The sequence below is a fragment of the Bradyrhizobium sp. 187 genome (assembly GCF_023101005.1).
Taxonomy (GTDB): domain Bacteria; phylum Pseudomonadota; class Alphaproteobacteria; order Rhizobiales; family Xanthobacteraceae; genus Bradyrhizobium; species Bradyrhizobium canariense_D.
Map to the genome: position 1 here is coordinate 156,407 of NZ_CP064693.1, position 21,009 is coordinate 177,415.

Here is a 21,009-nt window from a genome sequence, read left to right on the forward strand (position 1 = left end):
AATGGACAAGACCCAGCCGCATCCGCTGTTCAAGCTTGCGACCGAGCTCGGCCCGCTGCTCGTGTTCTTCTTCGTCAATGCGAAGTTCAATCTGTTCGCAGCGACCGGCGCCTTCATGGTCGCGATCGTCGCGGCGATGATCGCCTCCTATGTGGTGACGCGCCACATTCCGATCATGGCGATCGTGACGGGCGTCATCGTGCTGGTGTTCGGCACGCTGACCTTGGTGCTCCACGACGAGACCTTCATCAAGCTCAAGCCGACCATCATCTACGCTTTGTTCGCCGCGATCCTCGGCGGCGGCCTGTTGTTCGGCCGCTCCTTCATCGCCGTCATGTTCGACCAGATGTTCAATTTGACGCCGCAGGGCTGGCGCATCCTGACGCTGCGCTGGGCGCTGTTCTTCGCCGGCATGGCGGTGTTGAACGAGATCGTCTGGCGCACCCAGAGCACCGACTTCTGGGTCAACTTCAAGGTGTTCGGCGTCACGCCGATCACCATGATCTTCGCCATCGCCCAGATGCCGCTGACCAAGCGCTATCACCTCGAGCCGGCGTCGCTGGAAGCGAGCGAGGCCGAGGCGGGCGATGTGAGGAAGGGTTGAGCTCTCAACTCATCATTGCCGGTTGCGGCCACACACTCAACTGTCATCGCCGGGGCGATCCAGTATTCCAGAGACGGTTGTGAGATACGGAGAGGCCGCGGCGTACTGGATGCCCCGGTCAAGCCGGGGCATGACAGCGGTGTTTGGGGTTGGGTCCTTCGCTCACACTGACGACAGAGCTAGCTCCCCGCCGCCTTCAACGCGTTCTCCATCTGCGGCAACAGCACCGTCCGCAAATTCTCCGGCGTGATCGGTCCCACCAGCTTGTAGACGATGGTGCCTTCGCGACCGACGACAAAGGTCTCCGGCACGCCATAGACACCCCATTCGATCGAGGCGCGGCCGTTGGCATCGACGCCGACGTGGCCGAACGGGTTGCCGTAGCGCCCCAGGAAGCGCCGCGCATTGTCGGCGGCATCCTTGTAGTTGATACCGACGAGCTGGAAGCGCTTGTCTTTTGCCAATTCGGTCAGCAGCGGCGCCTCGTCGTGGCACGGCACGCACCAGGACGCCCAGACATTGACGAGGCTGACCTTGCCCTTGAACGCGGCGGGATCGAGGCCGGGGATCTGCACATTGTCAGCCTGCAATCCCTCGAGCGGCGGCAGCGTGGTTTGCGGCGCGGGGCGTCCGATCAGCGCAGACGGAATTCGCGAGGGATCGCCGCTGCCGAGCCGGAACCAGAACAGCAGCGCCAAGCCGATGAAGGCGATCAGCGGCAGCGCCATCAGGAAGGTGCGGCGCTGCGGCGGAGCGGACGTCGATTGCTCGCTCATGATTGATCTCTCATGCTCGATCTCTCATGGCCGATCCGTCGCGCTACGGCCGGAGCGGCGGGTCACGCCGCTGCGCTCGAGCTCGCGCAGGCGCTGTGTCTGGCTACGATGATCGAGCACGATCCAGCCGATCAGGATCACGACCACAAGGGCGGCCGCGGCATAGGATGTCACGATGAAAGACGCATAGGGACCGAGCGACATGATCATGCAGCCCCAGCTTCTTTTGACGTGCTGCCTTCACGCGAGCCGGTGCCGACTTCTGCAAACGCCACACGGCTCGCCTGCATCATCTGCAGGGACCGCACGCGCCGTCGCAAAATCTCGTTGCGCATCGCAGCCAGATGCAGCGTGACGAACAGCAGGGTAAACGCGACCGCCATCACCAGCAACGGAATCAGGAATGATCTGTCGAGCGACGAGCCGCCCATCCGCATCACCGAGGCCGGCTGGTGCAGCGTGTTCCACCAGTCGACCGAGAACTTGATGATGGGCAGGTTGATGGCGCCGACTAGGGTCAGCACGGCGGCGGCGCGCGCCGCGCGGGAGGGCTCGTCGACCGCGCGCCACAGCGCCATCAGGCCGAGATACATCAGGAACAGGATCAGCACCGAGGTCAGCCGCGCGTCCCATTCCCAATAGGTGCCCCACATCGGCCGGCCCCACAGCGAGCCCGTGAGCAGCGCAAGGAAGGTGAAGCTGGCGCCGATCGGGGCGGCCGCTTTGGCGGCGACGTCGGCAAGCGGATGCCGCCACACCAGCGTGCCGAGCGAGGCAATGCTCATCACGCCCCATACGAACATCGACAGCCAGGCATTAGGCACGTGGATGAACATGATCTTTACCGTCGCGCCCTGCTGATAGTCGTCGGGTGCGGTGGCAGACTGATAGAGCCCGATCGCGAGCAGGATGATGGTCGCGGCCGCAAGCCATGGCAGCAGCCGCGCCGTCAGCGCGAGGAACCGTGTGGGGTTGGCGAGGTCGATCAGCGTCATGGTATCCTGATAATCACCGGTAAGCGCTCACGCAATCAGCACGAAAGTCCGCAGCGAAAGTTGATCGGGGTCAAGGTCAGTCCAGCCCATCTCAATCCAGCCCATGCTTCAGGCTCGCCGCAGCCGCGAAGGGGCCGATCACGAGACTGACCAGCGACAGCGCGCACAGGATCGAGAACGGCGCGCCGAACGTCATGGGTCCGACGATCGCCGCCTGCGAGGCTGCGACGCCGAAGATCAGCACCGGTATCGACAGCGGCAGCACCAGGACAGCTATCAGCAAGCCGCCACGATGCAGCGTCACCGCCAGCGCCGCACCGACCATCCCGGTAAATGTCAGCGCCGGGGTGCCGGCGAGCAGTGTCAGCGCCACAGCACCGGTTGCGACCATGTCGAGGTTGAGCAGCAGGCCGAGCACGGGGGTTGCGACGATCAGCGGCAGGCCGGCGGCCAGCCAATGCGCCAGCGCTTTCGACGCGCAGGCGAGTTCCAGCGGGGTCCGGCTCATCGTGATCAGGTCGAGCGAGCCGTCCTCGTGGTCGGCCATGAACAGCCGGTCCAGGGTCAGCAGGCTCGCCAGCAGCGCCCCCAGCCACAGGATGGCGGGTCCGAGCCGCGACAGCAGTGCCAGGTCCGGCCCCACAGCAAACGGCATCAGCACCACCACCGTCAGAAAGAACAGCACGCCAATCAACGCCCCGCCCCCGACGCGGAGCGCGATCCGGATATCCCGGCGGATGAGGGCAGACAGGGCGGTCATGCCACTGCTCCCAGAGGTGAGGAGGCAGCGTCGGCCGGTTGCGCCGGGCGAGCTGCGCTCCCTCCCCCCTTGTGGGGGAGGGCGGGGGAGGGGGGTAGCCCCGAGGAAGATGGTTCTTGGGTGCGGGCTGCTAGCAACGGAGCGCCCGCCTGCCGAACGCGAGAACCGAGAGAGTGCGCCGTGTGGCACCCCCCTCCCTGACCCTCCCCCACAAGGGGGGAGGGAACGGAGAGGGCGGAGTTCGGCCGCTTGGAAACCTGAGGGTCGACCCGAATCACGCCGCACCCCCGATCCGCAGCTCCCGCGAATCGATCCCGAGCGGGGCATGGGTGGCGGCGACGATCAGGCCGCCGCGCGCCAAGTGCCCGCGCATCAATCCGGAAAACATGTCCTGTCCCGCGACATCGAGCGCCGTGGTCGGCTCGTCCAACAGCCAGACGGGGCGGCGGACGGTGAGCAGGCGGGCCAGCGACAGCCGGCGGCGCTGGCCGGCGGACAGGAAGGCGGCGGGCAGATCGGCGGCATGGTCGAGCCCGACGGTGGCGAGTCCCTTGCCGGTGTCGAAACGCTCGCCGCCGAGAAAATCGGCCCAGAACGTCAGATTCTCCGCCACGCTCAGGGCTGGCTTCAGGGCGTCGCGATGACCCAGATAGTGGCATTGCTCCGGCAACGTCAGCTCGGCGTCACCCCCGTCCAGCGCGATCGTGCCGCTCGCCGGAATGAGCAGGCCCGCGATCAGCCTCAGCAGCGAGGTCTTGCCCGATCCGTTGCGGCCGACGACCGCCACGGCTTCGCCGGAGCCGGCCTCGAAATCGAGCGCGGAAAACACCTCGCGCCCGCCCCGCACGCAACTGACCCCGCGTCCGGAAAGCTGCATCTTGCCTCGTATCGATCCGCTCAAAGCCAGGCCTCAGGAAAACTTGGGGTAGCGTATGGGAATTTTTGGCTCGCGGATTGCCGCGGCACGATTGTGGCTGTGGCGGCGCGGTTAGAAAGCTTCTATAAGCCCGGAACTACTTGATGCGGCAACTCAACCTGCCCCTGCAAGTGACTCAGCCTGCCTACGCTGACGGTGTTAAAATACCCTGCCGGGTATAACTGACAATTGGGATTTCCTACATGACCTCGCTCGACAGCTTCAAATGCAAAAAGACCCTCAAGGTCGGCGCCAAGACCTATGTCTATTACAGCCTGCCCACGGCCGGGAAGAATGGTCTGAAGGGAATTTCGAAACTCCCCTACTCGATGAAGGTTTTGCTCGAGAACCTGCTCCGCAACGAGGACGGCCGCTCGGTCAAGAAGGAAGACATCGTCGCGGTGTCGAAGTGGCTGCGCAAGAAGTCGCTGGAGCATGAGATCGCCTTCCGCCCGGCGCGCGTGCTGATGCAGGACTTCACCGGCGTGCCCGCCGTGGTCGATCTCGCCGCGATGCGCAACGCGATGCAGAAGCTCGGGGGCGACGCCGAGAAGATCAATCCGCTGGTGCCGGTCGATCTCGTCATCGACCACTCCGTGATCGTGAACTTCTTCGGGGACAACAAGGCCTTCGGCAAGAACGTCACCGAGGAATACAAGCAGAACCAGGAGCGCTACGAGTTCCTGAAATGGGGCCAGAAGGCGTTCTCGAACTTCTCCGTCGTGCCGCCCGGCACCGGCATCTGCCACCAGGTCAATCTCGAATATCTCTCCCAGACGGTGTGGACCAAGAAGGAGAAGATGACGGTCGGCAAGAAGACCGGCACCTTCGAGGTCGCGTATCCCGACTCGCTGGTTGGCACCGATTCCCACACCACCATGGTCAACGGCCTTGCCGTGCTCGGCTGGGGTGTCGGCGGCATCGAGGCGGAAGCCTGCATGCTCGGCCAGCCGCTGTCGATGCTGCTGCCCAACGTCGTCGGCTTCAAGCTGAAGGGCGCGATGAAGGAAGGCGTCACCGCGACCGACCTGGTGCTGACGGTGACGCAGATGCTGCGCAAGCTCGGCGTCGTCGGCAAGTTCGTGGAGTTCTTCGGCCCCGGCCTCGACCATCTCTCGGTCGCAGACAAGGCAACCATCGCCAACATGGCGCCCGAATATGGCGCGACCTGCGGCTTCTTCCCGGTCGATGCCGCCGCACTGGATTATCTCAAGACCTCCGGCCGCGCCTCGGCGCGCGTCGCGCTGGTGCAGGCCTATGCGAAGGCGCAAGGGCTGTTCCGTACCGCCAAGTCGCCCGATCCGGTGTTCACGGAAACGCTGACGCTCGACCTCGGTGATGTCGTGCCCTCGATGGCCGGCCCGAAGCGCCCCGAAGGCCGCATTGCGCTGCCGTCCGTGGCCGAGGGCTTTTCGCTCGCGCTCGCCAGCGAATACAAGAAGGCCGAGGAGCCGGGGAAGCGCTTCGCCGTCGACGGCAAGAACTTCGACATCGGCCATGGCGACGTCGTGATCGCCGCGATCACCTCCTGCACCAACACCTCGAACCCGAGCGTGCTGATCGGCGCCGGTCTTCTGGCGCGCAACGCCGCCGCGAAGGGCCTCAAGGCAAAGCCGTGGGTGAAGACCTCGCTCGCCCCGGGCAGCCAGGTGGTGGCGGCCTATCTTGCCGATTCCGGTCTCCAGGCCGATCTCGACAAGGTCGGCTTCAACCTGGTCGGTTTCGGCTGCACCACCTGCATCGGTAATTCAGGTCCGCTGCCCGAGGAGATCTCGAAGTCGATCAACGACAACGGCATCGTCGCGGCTGCGGTGCTCTCCGGCAATCGCAACTTCGAAGGCCGCGTCTCACCGGACGTGCAGGCGAACTATCTGGCTTCGCCGCCGCTCGTGGTCGCCCACGCGCTCGCGGGCACCGTCACCAAGAACCTCGCCGTCGAGCCGCTCGGTGAAGGCAAGGACGGCAAGCCGGTCTACCTCAAGGACATCTGGCCGACGACCAAGGAGATCAACGCCTTCATGAAGAAGTTCGTGACCGCGTCGATCTTCAAGAAGAAGTATGCCGACGTGTTCAAGGGCGACACCAACTGGCGCAAGATCAAGACGGTCGAGAGCGAAACCTATCGCTGGAACATGAGTTCGACCTATGTGCAGAACCCGCCCTATTTCGAAGGCATGAAGAAGGAGCCGGAGCCGGTCACCGACATCGTCGAGGCCCGCATCCTCGCCATGTTCGGCGACAAGATCACCACCGACCACATCTCGCCGGCCGGTTCGATCAAGCTCACCTCGCCCGCCGGCAAATATCTCAGCGAGCACCAGGTGCGTCCGGCCGACTTCAACCAGTACGGCACGCGGCGCGGCAACCACGAAGTCATGATGCGCGGCACCTTCGCCAATATCCGCATCAAGAACTTCATGCTGAAGGGCGCCGACGGCAATATTCCGGAAGGCGGTCTCACCAAGCACTGGCCCGACGGCGAGCAGATGTCGATCTACGACGCCGCGATGAAGTACCAGCAGGAGCAGGTGCCGCTGGTGGTGTTCGCCGGCGCCGAATACGGCAACGGCTCCTCGCGCGACTGGGCCGCGAAGGGCACCCGTCTGCTCGGCGTGCGCGCCGTGATCTGCCAGAGCTTCGAGCGCATCCACCGCTCCAATTTGGTCGGTATGGGCGTGCTGCCGCTGACCTTCGAGGACGGCACCTCCTGGTCGTCGCTCGGTCTGAAGGGCGACGAGAAGGTCACGCTGCGCGGCCTCGTTGGCGACCTCAAGCCGCGCCAGAAGCTGACCGCGGAGATCGTCTCCGGCGACGGTTCGCTGCAGCGCGTTTCGCTGCTCTGCCGCATCGATACGCTGGACGAACTCGAATACTACCGCAACGGCGGCATCCTGCACTACGTGCTACGCAAGCTCGCGGCGTAAGCGCGGATTTGTGAACGGTGGCTCACTGCGAAGTGAGTAGTAGGTTACACGAAGGCGGCCTATCACAAGGCCGCCTTCACGCGTTTGCGGCAGGCTTCAGATGGGCCCGCCCGGCACAGAACCTCCCCTTGTACGGTTCTTGGACGGACAACAAATGTGTGAGGCCCGTAAGATTACGGTGACCATCCGGCGGTAAGATTTCCCTCTCACGAGCAATGGTGTGCGGCGTTCGACATGACAACAATGACGGCTTCTCATCTGGTTTCACGCTGGTCCGGTGCCCTCTGGTCGGGAGCTCTTGGTCTCTGTGCAATCGTCGCCGTCATCCGCCCTGCCGAGGCTGATCCCCGCGCCGTTGTCGAGTTGTTTACCTCGCAGGGCTGCTCCTCCTGCCCGCCGGCCGACAAGATCATCGGCGACCTCGCCCGCGATCCCTCGATCATCGCGCTGAGCATGCCGATCGACTATTGGGACTATCTCGGCTGGAAGGACACATTGGCCGATTCGCGCTTCTCTGCACGGCAGCGTGCGTATTCGCGCATGCGCGGCGACCGCGAAGTCTACACGCCGCAGGTCGTGGTCAACGGCTCCACGCATGTCGTCGGCAGCGACCGCACCGGCATCGAAAGCGCCATCGGCAAAACCGAGACGGGCACTGGTGTGATGAGCGTGCCGGTGACGATGTCGCTCGCGGGCAAGCAGATCAACGTCTCGGTGGCCGCGAGCAAGGAGCCGACGGCGTCCCACGGCGAGGTCTGGATCTGCTCGATTGCGAGGTCGGTGCCGATCGCGATCAGTCGCGGCGAAAATCGCGGACAGCAAGTGATCTATCACAACGTGGTGCGCAACCTGCTGAAGGTCGGCGACTGGACCGGCCGCCCGGAAAGCTGGACGGTGCCGATCGAGAACCTCACGCGTGACGGCGTCGACGGTGCCGTGGTCTATGTCCAGGACGGCAGCCGGGAGAGACCGGGCCCGATGCTGGGCGCGGCGTACACGTCGCTGCACTGACGCGCACTTCGAATCGTCCGACTCAAGCACACTCTCAATCCTCATGGTGAGGAGGCGCGTCAGCGCCGTCTCGAACCATGCAGGCCCTGCTGAGGCAGCTCGGCCTCGATCCTTCGAGACGCCGCTTCGCGGCTCCTCAGGATGAGGGGAAAGGGTTTTTGCTGAGATGCTGAGATATCCGTCGAGGCAGAAACATCCCGACCCAAACAATTCGACTCAAACAAAAAAGGACCAACTCGCGTTGGCCCTCCTTGTCGTGCGAACAGACCCGATCCTGACGGCCCCGGGGGGCTGGGGGCTGAGGAATCCGGAACCGAAAGGACCGGGTCAACGCACATAGGTCTTTTCGCAACGCAGGGCGGCAGTCGCTTGGCGGAAAAGCGGCGACACTATGATTCCTGCTAACGATCCCGTGACGGTTTGCCGCGACAGAGTTCCACCGCTGCGTGTGGGCGGATTGGCTCCGATTCCAAGGTCCTTCCAAGGGCCCTTGCGGTGGGGAACAGTTGGCGCAATCATGCAACCGTCATGATCCGCGGTCGAGGGACGGTCTTCGCGGACGCGGTCATGCTGATGCGACAGGAGGCGGCCTATGAGTCTGTCGGAGGATACCGATCCGAGCGAACAGCGTGCGGCGGCGCGCCCCGCCGCTTCGAATGCGCAACTGAGCCGCGTGACGTTCAACCGGCTCGAGCTGCACCGTATTCTCAATCTCTACGGCCGGATGGTTGCCGAAGGCGAGTGGCGCGACTATGCCATCGACTTCCTCAGGGATCGCGCTGTGTTCTCGGTCTTTCGCCGCGCCTCGGAAGTGCCGATCTATCGTATCGAGAAGGATCCGCGCCTCGCGCGCAAGCAGGGCATGTACAGCGTGATCTCGGCGACGGGCTTGATCCTGCGCCGCGGCCACGAACTGGAGCGCGTGCTCCTGGTGATCGATCGCAAATTGGCGGTGGTGTAGCAGGGATCCAGTAGCCCGGATGAGCGTAGCGACATCCGGGTCTTTGCTTGCAGCGTTCCCGGGTATCGCTTCGCTCACCCGGGCTACGGGCCTTACTTCCCCGGCACGCTCTTGGCGCCCTCGCCGAGGCTCCGCTGCATCATTACCGTGTCCAGCCAGCGGCCGAATTTCAGCCCGACGCTGGGATGCGTGCCGATCATTTTGAAGCCGGCCCTGGTGTGCACGCCGATCGAGCCGGCATTGGTGGAATCCCCAATTACCGCGATCATCTGACGGAAGCCGCGTGCCTCGCATTCGACGATCAGCCGCTCCAGCAGGAGCGCCCCGATGCCGCGGCGGTGGAAGGATGGATCGAGATAGATCGAGTTCTCGACCGTGAAGCGGTAGGCCGGGCGGGGCCGGTAGGCACCGGCATAGGCGTAGCCGGCGACGCGCCCGTCGAGGATGGCGACGAAATAGGGGTAGCCGCCGTCGATCAGCGTGCGGTAGCGGCGCGTCATCTCGGCAAGGTCGGGCGGCTCCAGCTCGAACGTCGCGGTGCCCTCGCGGACAGCCTGCCGATAGATGGCCGTGATGGCGGGGAGGTCGGCCTCGGTGGTGGGCCTGATATCGGGTGCGGACATGCCGCAAGATTAGAGCCTTCCCGGGGCGGCTGGAAGAGGCAACCGTGCTTCCTCATACTCCGTCCTTGCGAGGAGCCCTTGCGACGAAGCAATCCAGAAATGCACCAGCGGAGGGACTCTGGATTGCTTCGCTGCGCTCGCAATGACGGTGGGTGTTGAGAGGCTCGCCCCAAACAAAAACCCCGGCCTCTCGGCCGGGGGTTGCTGGCGTCCACTCTGGGCTGGCGCTTAGTCGCGCTGGCCGAGGAGCTGCAGGAGCAGCGTGAACAAGTTGATGAAGTTCAGGTACAGCGACAGCGCGCCGGTGATGGCCGCACGCTCTGCGATGTCACCGCCGGCCGAAGCGTAACCGTAGATGTAGTCGTTCTTCAGCCGCTGGGTATCCCAGGCGGTGAGGCCCGCGAACACCAGCACGCCGACCACCGACACGACGAACTGCAGCACCGAGCTCGCCAGGAACAGGTTCACCAGGCTCGCGATGACGATGCCGATCAGGCCCATGAACAGGAACGAACCCATTCCGCTCATGTCACGCTTGGTGGTGTAACCGTAGAGGCTGAGCGCGCCGAAAGTCGCCGCGGTGATGAAGAACACCCGGACGATCGAGGTGTGCGTGAACACCAGGAAGATCGAGGACAGCGAGACGCCCATCAGTGCCGCGAACACCCAGAACAGGATCTGGGCGGTCGAAGGAGCGAGCCGGTTGATGCCTGCCGAGATCACGAACACCATGGCGAGCGGCGCGAGCATGAACAGCCACTTCAGGGGGCTGACGAACATCGCGTAGCCGAACGGCGTCAGGAACAGCTTGCCGACCCGCACGGCTTCCGGGGTCGGAACGTCCGTCACGGCGGCCATGTAGACGCCGAGGGCGGCAAGGCCGGTGATGGCCAGGCCGATGCTCATGTAGTTGTAGATGCGCAGCATGTAGGCGCGCAGGCCGGCATCGACCGTCGCGGCGTCAACACGCCCGGCGGCCCTGCCGAAAGGAGAAGCGTAATTGCGGTCTAGGTCCGACATGGTCGAATTCCCGTTGGTTGGTCCGGTCCGGCATGAGGGTCGCCATGCCGCCGGTTCGTCAAATTCTATCTCGGATACCGATGTCTGCCGACTAAATTTTGGCTAACAATCGGGGCTCCGAACCCATTCGATATGTGGGAAACTAACACATTCGCTGCAACCGTCCACGCGCGGCTGAATGTCGCCCTTACCTGCAATCCAGACGAGCGGACGTGGTTAATCGCTGGAATCGTGCGATTTCGCTCCCGTGCCGCCGCCCGCTACCATTTGTCACAAATTCCGCAACACCGTGGCGGGCTTTTTGTTCAACGCCAGCAGGGTGCCGGCGAGCCCGAGGCCGACCGTGACGACGAAGGCAGCCGCGACCACGCCGGCTGCGCTGCCGCCCTGCCAGACGAAAGTGAGGGTCATCAGCCGGGTCACGATCATCCAGGCCGCGACGCTGCCGGCGAAAACGCCGAAGACCGCGGTGGCAAGCCCGATCAGGAGGTATTCGAGCGCATAGGCGCCGAGCAGCCGCAGCCGGGTCGCGCCCAGGGTCTTGAGGATCACCGCATCGTAGACCCGGTGGCGATGGCCGGCGGCGAGCGCGCCGCCGAGCACCAGGATCGCCGAGATCAGGGTCACCGCGCTGGCGCCGCGGATCGCCAGCGCCAGGTTGGTCACGACCGAGCCGACCGTCTCCATCACCTCGCGCACGCGCACGCTCGTCACCATCGGATAGGCGTCAGCGACCTCCTTGATGATCTTGCCGTCGCCGGCCGCATCGCCGCCGGCTTCCGTCAGCGTCGCGATGTGGGTGTGCGGCGCGCCCTTGAATGCGTTCGGCGAGAACACGAGGACGAAATTGATGCCGAGGCCCTGCCAGTCGATGCTGCGCAGATTGCTGATCTTCGCGGGGATGTCGCGGCCGAGGATATTGACCACGACCTCGTCGCCGACCTTGAGGCCGAGTCCGTCCGCGATCTTCTTCTCCATCGAAACCAGCGGCGGGCCGGAATAATCGGCGCTCCACCACTCGCCCTCGACCACCTTGGAGCCCTTCGGCAGCTCGGCGGTATAGGTCAGGCCGCGGTCGCTCTGCAGCACCCACTCGGAATCGGTGCTGGGCTTGAGCTCCTCGGCGCGGACACCACGGGCTCCGACGATCCGTCCGCGCAGCATCGGCACGTCGTCGACTTTCGCGCCAGGGGCGATCTGGCGCAGGTATGTGTCGAACTGCTCGGCCTGCGTGCTCGGAATGTCGATGAAGAAGAACGATGGCGCGTGCTCGGGCAGCGCCGCCAGGAACTGCCGGCGCAGATTGCCGTCGATCTGGGTGATGGTGACGAGCACGGCGAGCCCGAGCCCGAGCGACAGCACGACCGAGGGCGTCAGCGCGCCCGGCCGGTGGATGTTGGCAATCGCAAGTCGCAGCATCGGCCATCGCGTGCGCGGCAGCCGCCGTGCGATCGTCATCAGCAGGGCGGCAATGCCGCGGAGCAGCGCGAACACGACCACGGAGGAGGCCACGAACACCGCGGCGATGCGCTTGTCGAAGGACAGCCCGATCACGACCGCGATGAGCAGCGCGATCACGACGGCCATGAAGACGAGATAGCTCCAGCGTGGCCGATGCCATTCGGAGCTGATGGTGTCGCGGAACAGCGCCGCCACCGGCACGTCGTGCACTCGCCCGAGCGGCCACAGGCCGAAGGCAAGCGCCGTGAGCAGCCCGTAGACGAACGACAGCGCGAGCTCGTCGGCATGCACCGCCGGCACCACCGGCAGGGGCAGCAGCTTGCCGAATAGGCCGACGATCGCGAACGGCATGGCGGCGCCTAGTGCGAGGCCGATCACTGAGCCGATCGCGGCGAGCAGGAGAACCTGGGCGAGATAGATGCCGAACACGTCGCGCCCGGTGGCGCCGACGGCCTTGAAGGCCGCGATCACCTCGAGCTTGTGGTCGATATGGGCCTTGACGGCATTGGCAACGCCGACGCCGCCGACCAGCAGCGCGGCGAGGCCGACCAGCGTCAGGAACTGCGTGAAGCGGTTGATGTTGCGCTCGAGCTGCGGCGAGGCATTGGAGCGGCTGCGGACCTCCCAGCCGGCCTGCGGCGCGGCGTTGCGGGCGTCCGCGATGAAGGCGTCGGTGGCGCGCTCGTTGTTGGCGATCTCCGGCAGCTTCACACGATAGACCCAGCGCACCAGGCTGCCGGGTTGGACGAGCCCTGTCGCGCGCAGGCCCGCTTCGCTGATCAGGAAGCGCGGGCCGAAGCCGATGCCGCCTGCGAGCTTGTCGGGCTCGGCTTCGACGGCGCTGCGGATCTGGAACGTCGCAGCCCCGACGGTGACGCGATCGCCGGTCTTGAGCGACAGCCGCGCCAGCAGTGTCGGATCGGCGGCCGCGCCGAACGCGCCGTCGCGCTCCGCGAGCAACTCGGACATCGGCAGCGGCGGCGCCAGCGTCAGCTGGCCCAGCATCGGATAGGTGTCGTCGACCGCCTTCATCTCGACCAGGGCCAGCTTGCCCTCGGCCGAGCGCGCCATGCCGCGCAGTGTGGCGGCGCTCGAGACGGTGCCGCGCGAACGCAGGAAGGCGACTTCCTCCGGCTTCGCCTCGCGCTGAAACAGGACGAACGACACGTCGCCGCCGAGCAGCGTACGGCCTTCGCGGGCGAGGCCGTCGCTCAGGCTCGCCGAGACCGAGCCGACGCCAGCGATGGCCATCACGCCGAGCGCGATGCAGGCAATGAAGACGTAGAAGCCGCGCAGGCCGCCGCGCAATTCGCGCAGCGCGTAACGCAGCGACAGCGCGACGCCGTTGGGCTTCGCAAACGGTGCGGCAGCAGCACTCATGCCGGCGCCGACTGCGTGTCGATGCGCCCCGAACGGAGGCGGATCACGCGATCGCAGCGCTGCGCGAGCGAAGAATCGTGCGTGACCAGCACCAGCGTCATGCCGCGCTCGGCATGCTTGCTGAACAGGAGGTCGACGATCTGTTGTCCCGTGGCTTCGTCGAGATTGCCGGTCGGCTCGTCGGCGACGAGGATCGCTGGATCGGGTGCCAGTGCGCGGGCCAGCGCCACGCGCTGCTGCTCGCCGCCGGAGAGTTGGGTCGGATAATGATGCAGACGGTCGCCGAGCCCGACCGATTGCAGCTCCTGCGCCGCGCGCTTTGCGGCGTCGGGATTGCCCGCAAGCTCGAGCGGCACCGCGACATTCTCCAGCGCGGTCATGGTCGGGATCAAATGGAAGGACTGGAAGACGATGCCGACCTGGCGGCCGCGGAAGCGGGCCAGTGCGTCCTCGTCGAGGGCATTGAAAGGCGTGCCGTTGACCACCACCTCTCCGCTATCAGGACGCTCCAGCCCCGCCATCACCATCAGCAGCGTGGATTTGCCCGAACCTGACGGGCCGATCAGGCCGATCGTCTCGCTCCGGCCCACGCGCAAGCTGATATCCTTGAGGATGTGAACGCGTGCCGCGCCCGTACCCAATGACAGATTGACGTTGGAGATGGCGATGGTGTCGGCCGAACTGTCGGCGAGCGAAGAGGAAGAGATGCGAGTGTCCATGGTCCGGTCATATGGCAACTCCGCCCGCGCGGTCGAGAGGCGTTACGGATTGTTCATGCACATAGCCGTGTTGATGTTCGCTTTGATGACCGTCGCAAATCCGGCATGGGCTGAGGCGGCGAAACCGATCAAGCTGGTGGTTCTCGGCGATTCCCTGAGCGCGGGTCTTGGCCTCCCGGCCCAGGAAGCGTTCCCCACAAAGCTTCAAAAAGCTTTACAAGACAAAGGCATAGAGGTCGGCATGACCAATGCCGGGGTATCCGGCGACACCTCCTCGGGGGGCCGTGACCGGCTCGACTGGTCGGTCCCTGACGGAACCGACGGTGTGATCATCGAGCTCGGCGCCAATGATGCGTTGCGCGGCATCGATCCCGATTTGACCCGCACCGCGCTGACCGAGATCGTCCAGCGCCTCAAGGCGCGCAAGATCGCGGTGATGCTGTGCGGCATGCTGGCGCCGCCGAATTACGGCGCGGATTATGCTGCGCGCTTCAATTCGATTTATCCGGATCTGGCGAAAAAATTCGGCGTGCCGCTCTATCCGTTTTTTCTCGATGGTGTCGCGGCCGATGCCAAGCTCAACCAGGCCGACGGCATTCATCCGACCGCGGCCGGCGTCGATATCATCGTCAAGAATATCTTGCCTACGGTTGAGGCATTCCTTGGCACCATCGCTGAGCAACGGCGTTGAAAACCAGGCAGCGCTAACCGTAATTCCCAGGGTTTTACCGGAGTAAGGCGCGCGATGCTTCGCAGGGTCACACAACTGCGATAGGAATTAGGGTACCGGTGATTCGTCGCCGGCTCTAAAATTTGGATATGATCTTGCCCTGGGATCATGCCCAAGCATCGGGAGTGCGAAACGATGCCGCGTTTGTTCACTGGTCTGGAAATTCCGGCCGAGATTGGCCAGTCGCTTTCCAATTTGCGGGGCGGCCTTCCCGGCGCCCGCTGGATCGATCCCGAAAATTACCATGTCACCCTGCGCTTCATCGGCAATATCGATGGCATGTCCGCCAACGAAATCGCCTCGATGCTGTTTCGCGTCGACCGTAAGCCGTTCGAGGTGAAGGTGCAGGGTTTGCAGAGTTTCGGCGGACGCAAGCCGCGCGCGGTGGTCGCCACCATCGTGCCGAGCAAGCCGCTGATGGAATTGCAGGCCGAGCTCGAGCGCCTGATGCAGCGGATCGGCCTCGACCCGGAAGGCCGCAAGTTCATCCCGCATGTCACGCTGGCCCGGCTGCACGACGCCACCGACCGTGACGTCGCCGATTATCTCTCGCTGCGTGGCTATTTTCCCAGCAAGGCATTCACGGCCGAACGTTTTGTTTTGTTCTCGTCCCGCGCCTCAACCGGCGGCGGCCCGTATGTGGTCGAGGACGCCTACGAGCTGTGTGAGTAGCGAAGCTCTCGTGCCCCGGACGCTGCGCAGCGCGAAGCGGTGCGCTGCAGAGCCGGGGCCCATTACGCGGCGATAGACGAACGGTCCTGTACGAAACAGTCGGTCCCGGCTCTGCGCAGCGTCACTGCGTGCCGCAGCGCGTCCGGGACACGGAATGCATGGCGCCCCGCCCCAATTCACGGCTTGCAATTTCCGCTCATCTCTGGCGGTAAAGAGCATGCTCTCGACCCCCAGTTCCTCATTCCGCGAGGCCTATCAGGCCCAGATCGCGTCCGGCGCGATCGAGCCCGACGCTGCGCAGGCTGAAATCGCCGACGCCTATGCCGCGCTCGACCAGCGGCTCGCCGATTACAAGCCGCCGCGCAAGCAGGGCCTGCTCAGCCGCCTGTTCAGCAGCGACAAGGACGAGGCGCCGCACGGGCTCTACGTCCATGGCGAGGTCGGCCGCGGCAAGACCATGCTGATGGATCTGTTCTTCCAGCACTCGACAGTCGAGCACAAGAGGCGCGCCCATTTCCACGAATTCATGGCCGAGGTGCACGAGCGCATCTACGATTATCGCCAGGGCATCGCGCGCGGCGAGATTGGCGACGGCGACGTCATCGCGCTGACCGCGCATGCGATTTTCGAGGAGAGCTGGCTGCTCTGTTTCGACGAATTCCACGTCACCGACATCGCGGACGCGATGATCTTGGGCCGCCTGTTCGCAAAGCTGCTGGAGCTCGGCACCGTGGTGGTCGCGACCTCCAACGTCGCGCCTGACGACCTCTACAAGGGCGGCCTGAACCGTTCGCTGTTTCTGCCCTTCATCAGGCAGATCACCGACCACATGGACGTGCTGCGGCTCGACGCGCGCACCGACTTCCGGCTGGAAAAACTTCAGGGCGTACCGATGTGGCTGACGCCGGCAGACACCGAGGCGGACGCCGCGCTCGACCGCGCCTGGTCGAAGATGTCAGGCGGCGCCAAATGCAAGTCGCGCGATATTTCGATCAAGGGCCGCATCCTGCACGTGCCGTGCTCGGCCCACGGCGTGGCGCGCTTCACGTTCGCCGATCTCTGCGACAAGCCGCTCGGGGCATCCGACTATCTCAGGCTGGCGCACGACTATCACACCATCCTGGTCGACCATATTCCAGTGATGGATTTCTCCCAGCGCAACGCCGCCAAGCGTTTCATTACGTTGATCGACACGCTGTATGACAATGCCGTGAAGCTGATGGCCTCCGCCGATGCCAACCCGATCTCGCTCTATCTTGCCAATGAGGGCAACGAGGCCAACGAGTTCAAGCGCACCGCGTCGCGCCTGATCGAAATGAGCTCGGAATCCTATCTGGCGCTGCCTCACGGCCGCAAGGATTCCACCGCCAGCGGCTCGACCAAGGGCTTGGTCGAGACTTAAGTCCTATTTGCCAGCGCTGTCATTCCGGACTCGGCGCTTCCCCAAGCCCCGGAATGACAAGGTTGCGCTTGAATACGCGGCAAGCCCGACAATTGGGCAACCCGTGACTTGAACGGGGGAGGCGAAAGGGATAACCACCCGTCTCAGTTTTCCCCTCCTTACGTGTCTAAAGGACAGGCTCACATGGCGCGCGACAAGATTGCTTTGATTGGCTCCGGTCAGATCGGCGGAACGCTGGCTCATCTCATCGGCCTGAAAGAGCTGGGCGACGTGGTGATGTTCGACATCGCCGAGGGCGTGCCGCAGGGCAAGGCGCTCGACATCGCGCAGTCCTCGCCGGTCGACGGCTTTGACGCGCACTACACCGGCGCGAACTCCTACGAGGCGCTCGACAACGCAAAGGTCTGCATCGTCACCGCCGGCGTGCCGCGCAAGCCCGGCATGAGCCGCGACGACCTCCTCTCCATCAACCTCAAGGTCATGGAACAGGTCGGCGCCGGCATCAAGAAGTACGCTCCCGACGCCTTCGTCATCTGCATCACCAACCCGCTCGACGCGATGGTCTGGGCCCTGCAGAAGGCCAGCGGCCTGCCGCACAAGAAGGTCGTCGGCATGGCCGGCGTGCTGGATTCGTCGCGCTTCCGCTACTTCCTGGCCGACGAGTTCAACGTTTCGGTCGAAGACGTCACCGCCTTCGTGCTGGGCGGCCATGGCGACACCATGGTGCCGCTGGTAAAATACTCCACCGTCGCCGGCATCCCGTTGCCCGATCTCGTCAAGATGGGCTGGACCTCGCAGGCGCGCCTCGACGAGATCGTCGACCGCACCCGCAACGGCGGCGCCGAGATCGTCAATCTGCTCAAGACCGGCTCGGCCTTCTATGCTCCGGCGGCTTCCGCGATCGCGATGGCCGAGAGCTATCTGCGTGACAAGAAGCGCGTGCTGGCCTCGGCCGCCTACCTGAACGGCGAATACGGCGTGAAGGACATGTATGTCGGCGTGCCCGTCGTGATCGGCTCCAAGGGCGTCGAGCGCGTCGTCGAGATCGAGCTCGTCGGCAAGGACCGCGAAGCCTTCGACAAGTCGGTCGGCGCAGTGCAGGGTCTGGTTGACGCCTGCAAGAAGATCGCGCCCGATCTTCTGGGCCGCTAAACCCAACATTCCCCGCCGAAGATCGAAAAACCGGTCTTCGGCGGTTTCACTTCCGGGCCCCCGCTGCAACTCTTGTAGAGGACGGGGCGGGCTCCGGATCGGCAGTCCAGAGATCGATGTCAGAGAATCCGGGTTGCAGTTCCTGTGGTATATGGTATGCCAGCCACAAGACTGAGGTGGGCCTACGAGGTCACCGCCCGCGGGTTCAGGGAGCGACTAAATGAATATCCATGAATATCAGGCCAAAGCGCTGCTGAACGAGTTCGGTGTCGCGATCTCGAAGGGCGTTCCGGTCCTGAAGGCAACCGATGCGGACGCGGCGGCAAAGGCACTCCCGGGCCCGGTCTGGGTCGTGAAGAGCCAGATCCACGCCGGCGGCCGCGGCAAGGGCAAGTTCAAGGAAGCGTCGGCCGGCGACAAGGGCGGCGTCCGCATCGCCAAGTCGGCCGCGGAAGTTTCCGAATTCGCCAAGCAGATGCTCGGCGCAACGCTCGTCACCATCCAGACCGGACCCGCCGGCAAGCAGGTCAACCGCCTCTACATCGAGGACGGCTCAGACATCGACAAGGAATTCTACCTCTCGATCCTGGTCGACCGCGAGACCTCCCGCGTCTCCTTCGTGGTGTCGACTGAGGGCGGCGTCAACATCGAGGACGTCGCGCACAACACGCCTGAGAAGATCGTGACCTTCTCGATCGATCCCGCGACCGGCATCATGGGCCATCACGGCCGCACCGTCGCGAACGCGCTGAAACTCTCCGGCGATCTCGCCAAGCAGGCCGAGAAGCTCACCGCGCAGCTCTACGCGGCCTTCGTCGCGAAGGACATGTCGATGCTGGAGATCAACCCGCTCGTCGTGACCAAGCAGGGCCAGCTCCGCGTGCTCGACGCCAAGGTGTCGTTCGACGACAACGCCCTGTTTCGTCACCCCGAGGTGCTCGCGCTGCGCGACGAGACCGAGGAAGACGCCAAGGAAATCGAGGCGTCCAAATACGACCTCAACTACGTCACCCTCGACGGCAATATCGGCTGCATGGTCAACGGCGCCGGTCTCGCGATGGCGACGATGGACATCATCAAGCTCTACGGCATGGCGCCGGCGAACTTCCTCGACGTCGGCGGCAGCGCCAGCAAGGAAAAGGTCGCGGCCGCCTTCAAGATCATCACCGCGGATCCCAACGTGAAGGGCATCCTGGTCAACATCTTCGGTGGCATCATGAAGTGCGACGTGATCGCCGAGGGCGTCACGGCCGCCGTGCGTGAAGTCGGCCTCAGCGTGCCGCTGGTGGTTCGCCTCGAAGGCACCAATGTCGAGCTGGGCAAAAAGATCATTCGTGAATCCGGCCTGAACGTGGTGCCGGCCGACAATCTCGACGACGCCGCGCAGAAGATCGTGAAGGCCGTCAAGGGAGGCTGAGGCCATGACTCAGGACCATCTCGCTGCATCATCCCCGCTGCCGGAGCACGCGCGTCTTGCCGCGTTCGCCGGTGAATGGAATGGCGAAGAGGTGGTCTTTCCGTCGCGCTGGACGGAGGGTGGAACGGCGACTTCTCGCGTCGTGGCCCACATGGATCTCAATGGCTTCTATCTGATCCAGGACTCGGTCCAGACCCGCGACGGCAAGCAGAGCTTCGCCACCCACGGCATCTTCACCTTCGACCGCGAAGACCGGACCTACAAATTGTTCTGGTACGACTCGCTCGGCTACACGCCGCCTTCGCCCGCCTCCGGCGGGTGGGTCGGCAAGACCCTGACGCTGGTGCGCGGCTCGCTCCGCGGCAATGCGCGCCACGTCTATGAAATCATCGACGACGATTCCTATTCGTTGAAGATCCAGTTCTCGCCGGACGCAGAAGGCTGGGCCGACGTGCTCACCGGCGTCTACCGCCGCATCCACTGACCTCTCACTCGTTAGTTTCGCGAAAGCAGACCTCATGTCCATCCTGATCGACAAGAACACCAAGGTCATCTGCCAGGGCTTTACCGGCAAGAACGGCACCTTCCATTCGGAGGCCGCGATTGCCTATGGCACCAAGATGGTCGGCGGCACCTCGCCCGGCAAAGGCGGCGCGACGCATCTGGGGCTGCCGGTGTTCGACACCGTGCGCGAGGCGCGTGAGAAGACCGGTGCCGATGCATCGGTGATCTATGTGCCGCCGCCGGGCGCGGCCGATGCGATCTGCGAAGCCATCGACGCCGAGATCCCGCTGATCGTCTGCATCACGGAAGGTATCCCGGTCATCGACATGGTCAGGGTGAAGCGTTCGCTGGCCGGCTCCAAGTCGCGCCTGATCGGGCCGAACTGCCCGGGCGTCATGACCGCCGGCGAGTGCAAGATCGGCATCATGCCAGCCAACATCTTCAAGACCGGCAGCGTCGGCATCGTCTCCCGCTCCGGCACGCTGACCTACGAAGCCGTGTTCCAGACCACCCAGGAAGGCCTCGGCCAGACCACCGCGGTCGGCATCGGCGGCGACCCGGTCAAGGGAACCGAGTTTATCGACGTGCTGGAAATGCTGCTCGGCGACCCCAAGACCGAGTCGATCATCATGATCGGCGAGATCGGCGGTTCCGCCGAGGAGGACGCCGCCCAGTTCCTCAAGGACGAGGCCAAGCGCGGCCGCAAGAAGCCGATGGTCGGTTTCATCGCCGGTGTCACGGCCCCTCCCGGCCGTCGCATGGGCCACGCCGGTGCGATCATTTCGGGCGGCAAGGGCGACGCCGGTTCCAAGACCGACGCGATGAAATCGGCTGGAATTACAGTGTCGCCATCTCCCGCGCGCCTCGGCCACACGCTTGCCGAAAAATTGAAATCTTGATTCACACCTTCGTAATTTTCCGGGCGAAGTTTCGCAGCAAATAGGGTAAATGGTGCCTGTCGCGCTGGTCCTCTGCCGGGGAG

At 64.3% G+C, this 21,009-nt stretch carries 20 protein-coding genes; 11 read left to right on the forward strand and 9 right to left on the reverse strand.

Annotated features, from left to right (window positions below; genetic code table 11):
• Window position 1 precedes the first annotated feature (1 nt).
• Window positions 2-604, forward strand: a complete 603-nt coding sequence (locus IVB19_RS00780) for a septation protein A (RefSeq protein WP_007598838.1) — start codon at window positions 2-4, stop codon at window positions 602-604.
• A gap of 179 nt (window positions 605-783) precedes the next feature.
• Here IVB19_RS00780 and IVB19_RS00785 read toward each other — a convergent pair whose 3' ends face one another.
• From IVB19_RS00785 to ccmA, 5 genes are all read right to left on the reverse strand, one after another.
• Entirely contained in the window at window positions 784-1,380 is a 597-nt protein-coding gene (locus IVB19_RS00785; RefSeq protein ID WP_247489943.1) for a DsbE family thiol:disulfide interchange protein, read from the reverse strand.
• 24 nt (window positions 1,381-1,404) lie between these two features.
• On the reverse strand, window positions 1,405-1,590 hold the full coding sequence (gene ccmD, locus IVB19_RS00790; RefSeq protein ID WP_018459816.1) for a heme exporter protein CcmD: 186 nt from the start codon (window positions 1,588-1,590) through the stop codon (window positions 1,405-1,407).
• Complete coding sequence (locus IVB19_RS00795) at window positions 1,587-2,375, reverse strand: heme ABC transporter permease (protein WP_018459817.1); 789 nt, start codon at window positions 2,373-2,375, stop codon at window positions 1,587-1,589. The genes ccmD and IVB19_RS00795 overlap by 4 nt, the downstream gene beginning before the upstream one ends.
• Window positions 2,376-2,466: 91 nt before the next feature.
• Window positions 2,467-3,135, reverse strand: coding sequence for a heme exporter protein CcmB (gene ccmB, locus IVB19_RS00800; RefSeq protein ID WP_018459818.1), 669 nt, complete (start codon window positions 3,133-3,135; stop codon window positions 2,467-2,469).
• 274 nt (window positions 3,136-3,409) lie between these two features.
• On the reverse strand, window positions 3,410-4,012 hold the full coding sequence (gene ccmA, locus IVB19_RS00805) for a heme ABC exporter ATP-binding protein CcmA (protein WP_026233883.1): 603 nt from the start codon (window positions 4,010-4,012) through the stop codon (window positions 3,410-3,412).
• Window positions 4,013-4,254: 242 nt separating this feature from the next.
• Here ccmA and acnA point away from each other — a divergent pair, with 242 nt between their 5' ends.
• The 3 genes from acnA to IVB19_RS00820 all read left to right on the forward strand — a co-directional run bounded on the left by acnA (window position 4,255) and on the right by IVB19_RS00820 (window position 8,947).
• Complete coding sequence (gene acnA / locus IVB19_RS00810) at window positions 4,255-6,975, forward strand: aconitate hydratase AcnA (RefSeq protein WP_247820874.1); 2,721 nt, start codon at window positions 4,255-4,257, stop codon at window positions 6,973-6,975.
• Between the two features lie 234 nt (window positions 6,976-7,209).
• Window positions 7,210-7,986 (forward strand): DUF1223 domain-containing protein, encoded by a 777-nt coding sequence (locus IVB19_RS00815; protein WP_026233884.1) that lies wholly within the window; start codon window positions 7,210-7,212, stop codon window positions 7,984-7,986.
• Window positions 7,987-8,578: 592 nt separating this feature from the next.
• Window positions 8,579-8,947, forward strand: a complete 369-nt coding sequence (locus IVB19_RS00820; RefSeq protein WP_018459822.1) for a DUF2794 domain-containing protein — start codon at window positions 8,579-8,581, stop codon at window positions 8,945-8,947.
• A gap of 92 nt (window positions 8,948-9,039) precedes the next feature.
• Here IVB19_RS00820 and IVB19_RS00825 read toward each other — a convergent pair whose 3' ends face one another.
• The 4 genes from IVB19_RS00825 to IVB19_RS00840 all read right to left on the reverse strand — a co-directional run bounded on the left by IVB19_RS00825 (window position 9,040) and on the right by IVB19_RS00840 (window position 14,150).
• Window positions 9,040-9,570, reverse strand: a complete 531-nt coding sequence (locus IVB19_RS00825) for a GNAT family N-acetyltransferase (RefSeq protein WP_018459823.1) — start codon at window positions 9,568-9,570, stop codon at window positions 9,040-9,042.
• Window positions 9,571-9,798: 228 nt separating this feature from the next.
• Entirely contained in the window at window positions 9,799-10,590 is a 792-nt protein-coding gene (locus IVB19_RS00830; RefSeq protein WP_007598855.1) for a Bax inhibitor-1/YccA family protein, read from the reverse strand.
• A 270-nt stretch (window positions 10,591-10,860) separates the two neighbouring features.
• The gene (locus IVB19_RS00835; RefSeq protein WP_247820876.1) at window positions 10,861-13,431 is read right to left on the reverse strand and encodes an ABC transporter permease; all 2,571 of its coding nucleotides are present in this window, start codon (window positions 13,429-13,431) and stop codon (window positions 10,861-10,863) included.
• Window positions 13,428-14,150, reverse strand: coding sequence for an ABC transporter ATP-binding protein (locus IVB19_RS00840; protein ID WP_018459825.1), 723 nt, complete (start codon window positions 14,148-14,150; stop codon window positions 13,428-13,430). Before IVB19_RS00840 ends, IVB19_RS00835 begins: the two co-directional genes overlap by 4 nt.
• 55 nt (window positions 14,151-14,205) lie before the next feature.
• Between IVB19_RS00840 and IVB19_RS00845 the strand changes: the two genes are divergently transcribed.
• From IVB19_RS00845 to sucD, 7 genes are all read left to right on the forward strand, one after another.
• Window positions 14,206-14,841, forward strand: a complete 636-nt coding sequence (locus tag IVB19_RS00845) for an arylesterase (protein ID WP_026233885.1) — start codon at window positions 14,206-14,208, stop codon at window positions 14,839-14,841.
• A 174-nt stretch (window positions 14,842-15,015) separates the two neighbouring features.
• Complete coding sequence (gene thpR, locus IVB19_RS00850; RefSeq protein WP_007598862.1) at window positions 15,016-15,552, forward strand: RNA 2',3'-cyclic phosphodiesterase; 537 nt, start codon at window positions 15,016-15,018, stop codon at window positions 15,550-15,552.
• A gap of 217 nt (window positions 15,553-15,769) precedes the next feature.
• Window positions 15,770-16,954, forward strand: coding sequence for a cell division protein ZapE (gene zapE, locus IVB19_RS00855; RefSeq protein WP_085348694.1), 1,185 nt, complete (start codon window positions 15,770-15,772; stop codon window positions 16,952-16,954).
• A 183-nt stretch (window positions 16,955-17,137) separates the two neighbouring features.
• Window positions 17,138-18,106 carry a malate dehydrogenase gene (gene mdh, locus IVB19_RS00860; protein ID WP_007598869.1) on the forward strand — a complete coding sequence of 323 codons (969 nt, stop codon included), beginning with the start codon at window positions 17,138-17,140 and terminating at the stop codon, window positions 18,104-18,106.
• 220 nt (window positions 18,107-18,326) lie between these two features.
• Window positions 18,327-19,523: an ADP-forming succinate--CoA ligase subunit beta gene (gene sucC / locus IVB19_RS00865; protein ID WP_018459829.1), complete on the forward strand. Its 1,197-nt coding sequence runs from the start codon at window positions 18,327-18,329 to the stop codon at window positions 19,521-19,523.
• A 4-nt stretch (window positions 19,524-19,527) separates the two neighbouring features.
• A complete protein-coding gene (locus IVB19_RS00870) occupies window positions 19,528-20,007 on the forward strand; it encodes a DUF1579 family protein (protein WP_007604324.1) in 480 nt (159 codons plus the stop codon).
• 34 nt (window positions 20,008-20,041) lie between these two features.
• Window positions 20,042-20,926: a succinate--CoA ligase subunit alpha gene (gene sucD / locus IVB19_RS00875; RefSeq protein ID WP_018459831.1), complete on the forward strand. Its 885-nt coding sequence runs from the start codon at window positions 20,042-20,044 to the stop codon at window positions 20,924-20,926.
• Window positions 20,927-21,009 lie beyond the last annotated feature (83 nt).

Excerpts from the sequence above, each read along its gene's own strand:
- IVB19_RS00780 (WP_007598838.1), top strand. The coding sequence starts at position 2 with ATGGACAAGACCCAGCCGCATCCGCTGTTCAAGCTTGCGACCGAGCTC.
- IVB19_RS00785 (WP_247489943.1), bottom strand. The coding sequence starts at position 1,380 with ATGAGCGAGCAATCGACGTCCGCTCCGCCGCAGCGCCGCACCTTCCTG.
- ccmD (WP_018459816.1), bottom strand. The coding sequence starts at position 1,590 with ATGATCATGTCGCTCGGTCCCTATGCGTCTTTCATCGTGACATCCTAT.
- IVB19_RS00795 (WP_018459817.1), bottom strand. The coding sequence starts at position 2,375 with ATGACGCTGATCGACCTCGCCAACCCCACACGGTTCCTCGCGCTGACG.
- ccmB (WP_018459818.1), bottom strand. The coding sequence starts at position 3,135 with ATGACCGCCCTGTCTGCCCTCATCCGCCGGGATATCCGGATCGCGCTC.
- ccmA (WP_026233883.1), bottom strand. The coding sequence starts at position 4,012 with ATGCAGCTTTCCGGACGCGGGGTCAGTTGCGTGCGGGGCGGGCGCGAG.
- acnA (WP_247820874.1), top strand. The coding sequence starts at position 4,255 with ATGACCTCGCTCGACAGCTTCAAATGCAAAAAGACCCTCAAGGTCGGC.
- IVB19_RS00815 (WP_026233884.1), top strand. The coding sequence starts at position 7,210 with ATGACAACAATGACGGCTTCTCATCTGGTTTCACGCTGGTCCGGTGCC.
- IVB19_RS00820 (WP_018459822.1), top strand. The coding sequence starts at position 8,579 with ATGAGTCTGTCGGAGGATACCGATCCGAGCGAACAGCGTGCGGCGGCG.
- IVB19_RS00825 (WP_018459823.1), bottom strand. The coding sequence starts at position 9,570 with ATGTCCGCACCCGATATCAGGCCCACCACCGAGGCCGACCTCCCCGCC.
- IVB19_RS00830 (WP_007598855.1), bottom strand. The coding sequence starts at position 10,590 with ATGTCGGACCTAGACCGCAATTACGCTTCTCCTTTCGGCAGGGCCGCC.
- IVB19_RS00835 (WP_247820876.1), bottom strand. The coding sequence starts at position 13,431 with ATGAGTGCTGCTGCCGCACCGTTTGCGAAGCCCAACGGCGTCGCGCTG.
- IVB19_RS00840 (WP_018459825.1), bottom strand. The coding sequence starts at position 14,150 with ATGGACACTCGCATCTCTTCCTCTTCGCTCGCCGACAGTTCGGCCGAC.
- IVB19_RS00845 (WP_026233885.1), top strand. The coding sequence starts at position 14,206 with ATGCACATAGCCGTGTTGATGTTCGCTTTGATGACCGTCGCAAATCCG.
- thpR (WP_007598862.1), top strand. The coding sequence starts at position 15,016 with ATGCCGCGTTTGTTCACTGGTCTGGAAATTCCGGCCGAGATTGGCCAG.
- zapE (WP_085348694.1), top strand. The coding sequence starts at position 15,770 with ATGCTCTCGACCCCCAGTTCCTCATTCCGCGAGGCCTATCAGGCCCAG.
- mdh (WP_007598869.1), top strand. The coding sequence starts at position 17,138 with ATGGCGCGCGACAAGATTGCTTTGATTGGCTCCGGTCAGATCGGCGGA.
- sucC (WP_018459829.1), top strand. The coding sequence starts at position 18,327 with ATGAATATCCATGAATATCAGGCCAAAGCGCTGCTGAACGAGTTCGGT.
- IVB19_RS00870 (WP_007604324.1), top strand. The coding sequence starts at position 19,528 with ATGACTCAGGACCATCTCGCTGCATCATCCCCGCTGCCGGAGCACGCG.
- sucD (WP_018459831.1), top strand. The coding sequence starts at position 20,042 with ATGTCCATCCTGATCGACAAGAACACCAAGGTCATCTGCCAGGGCTTT.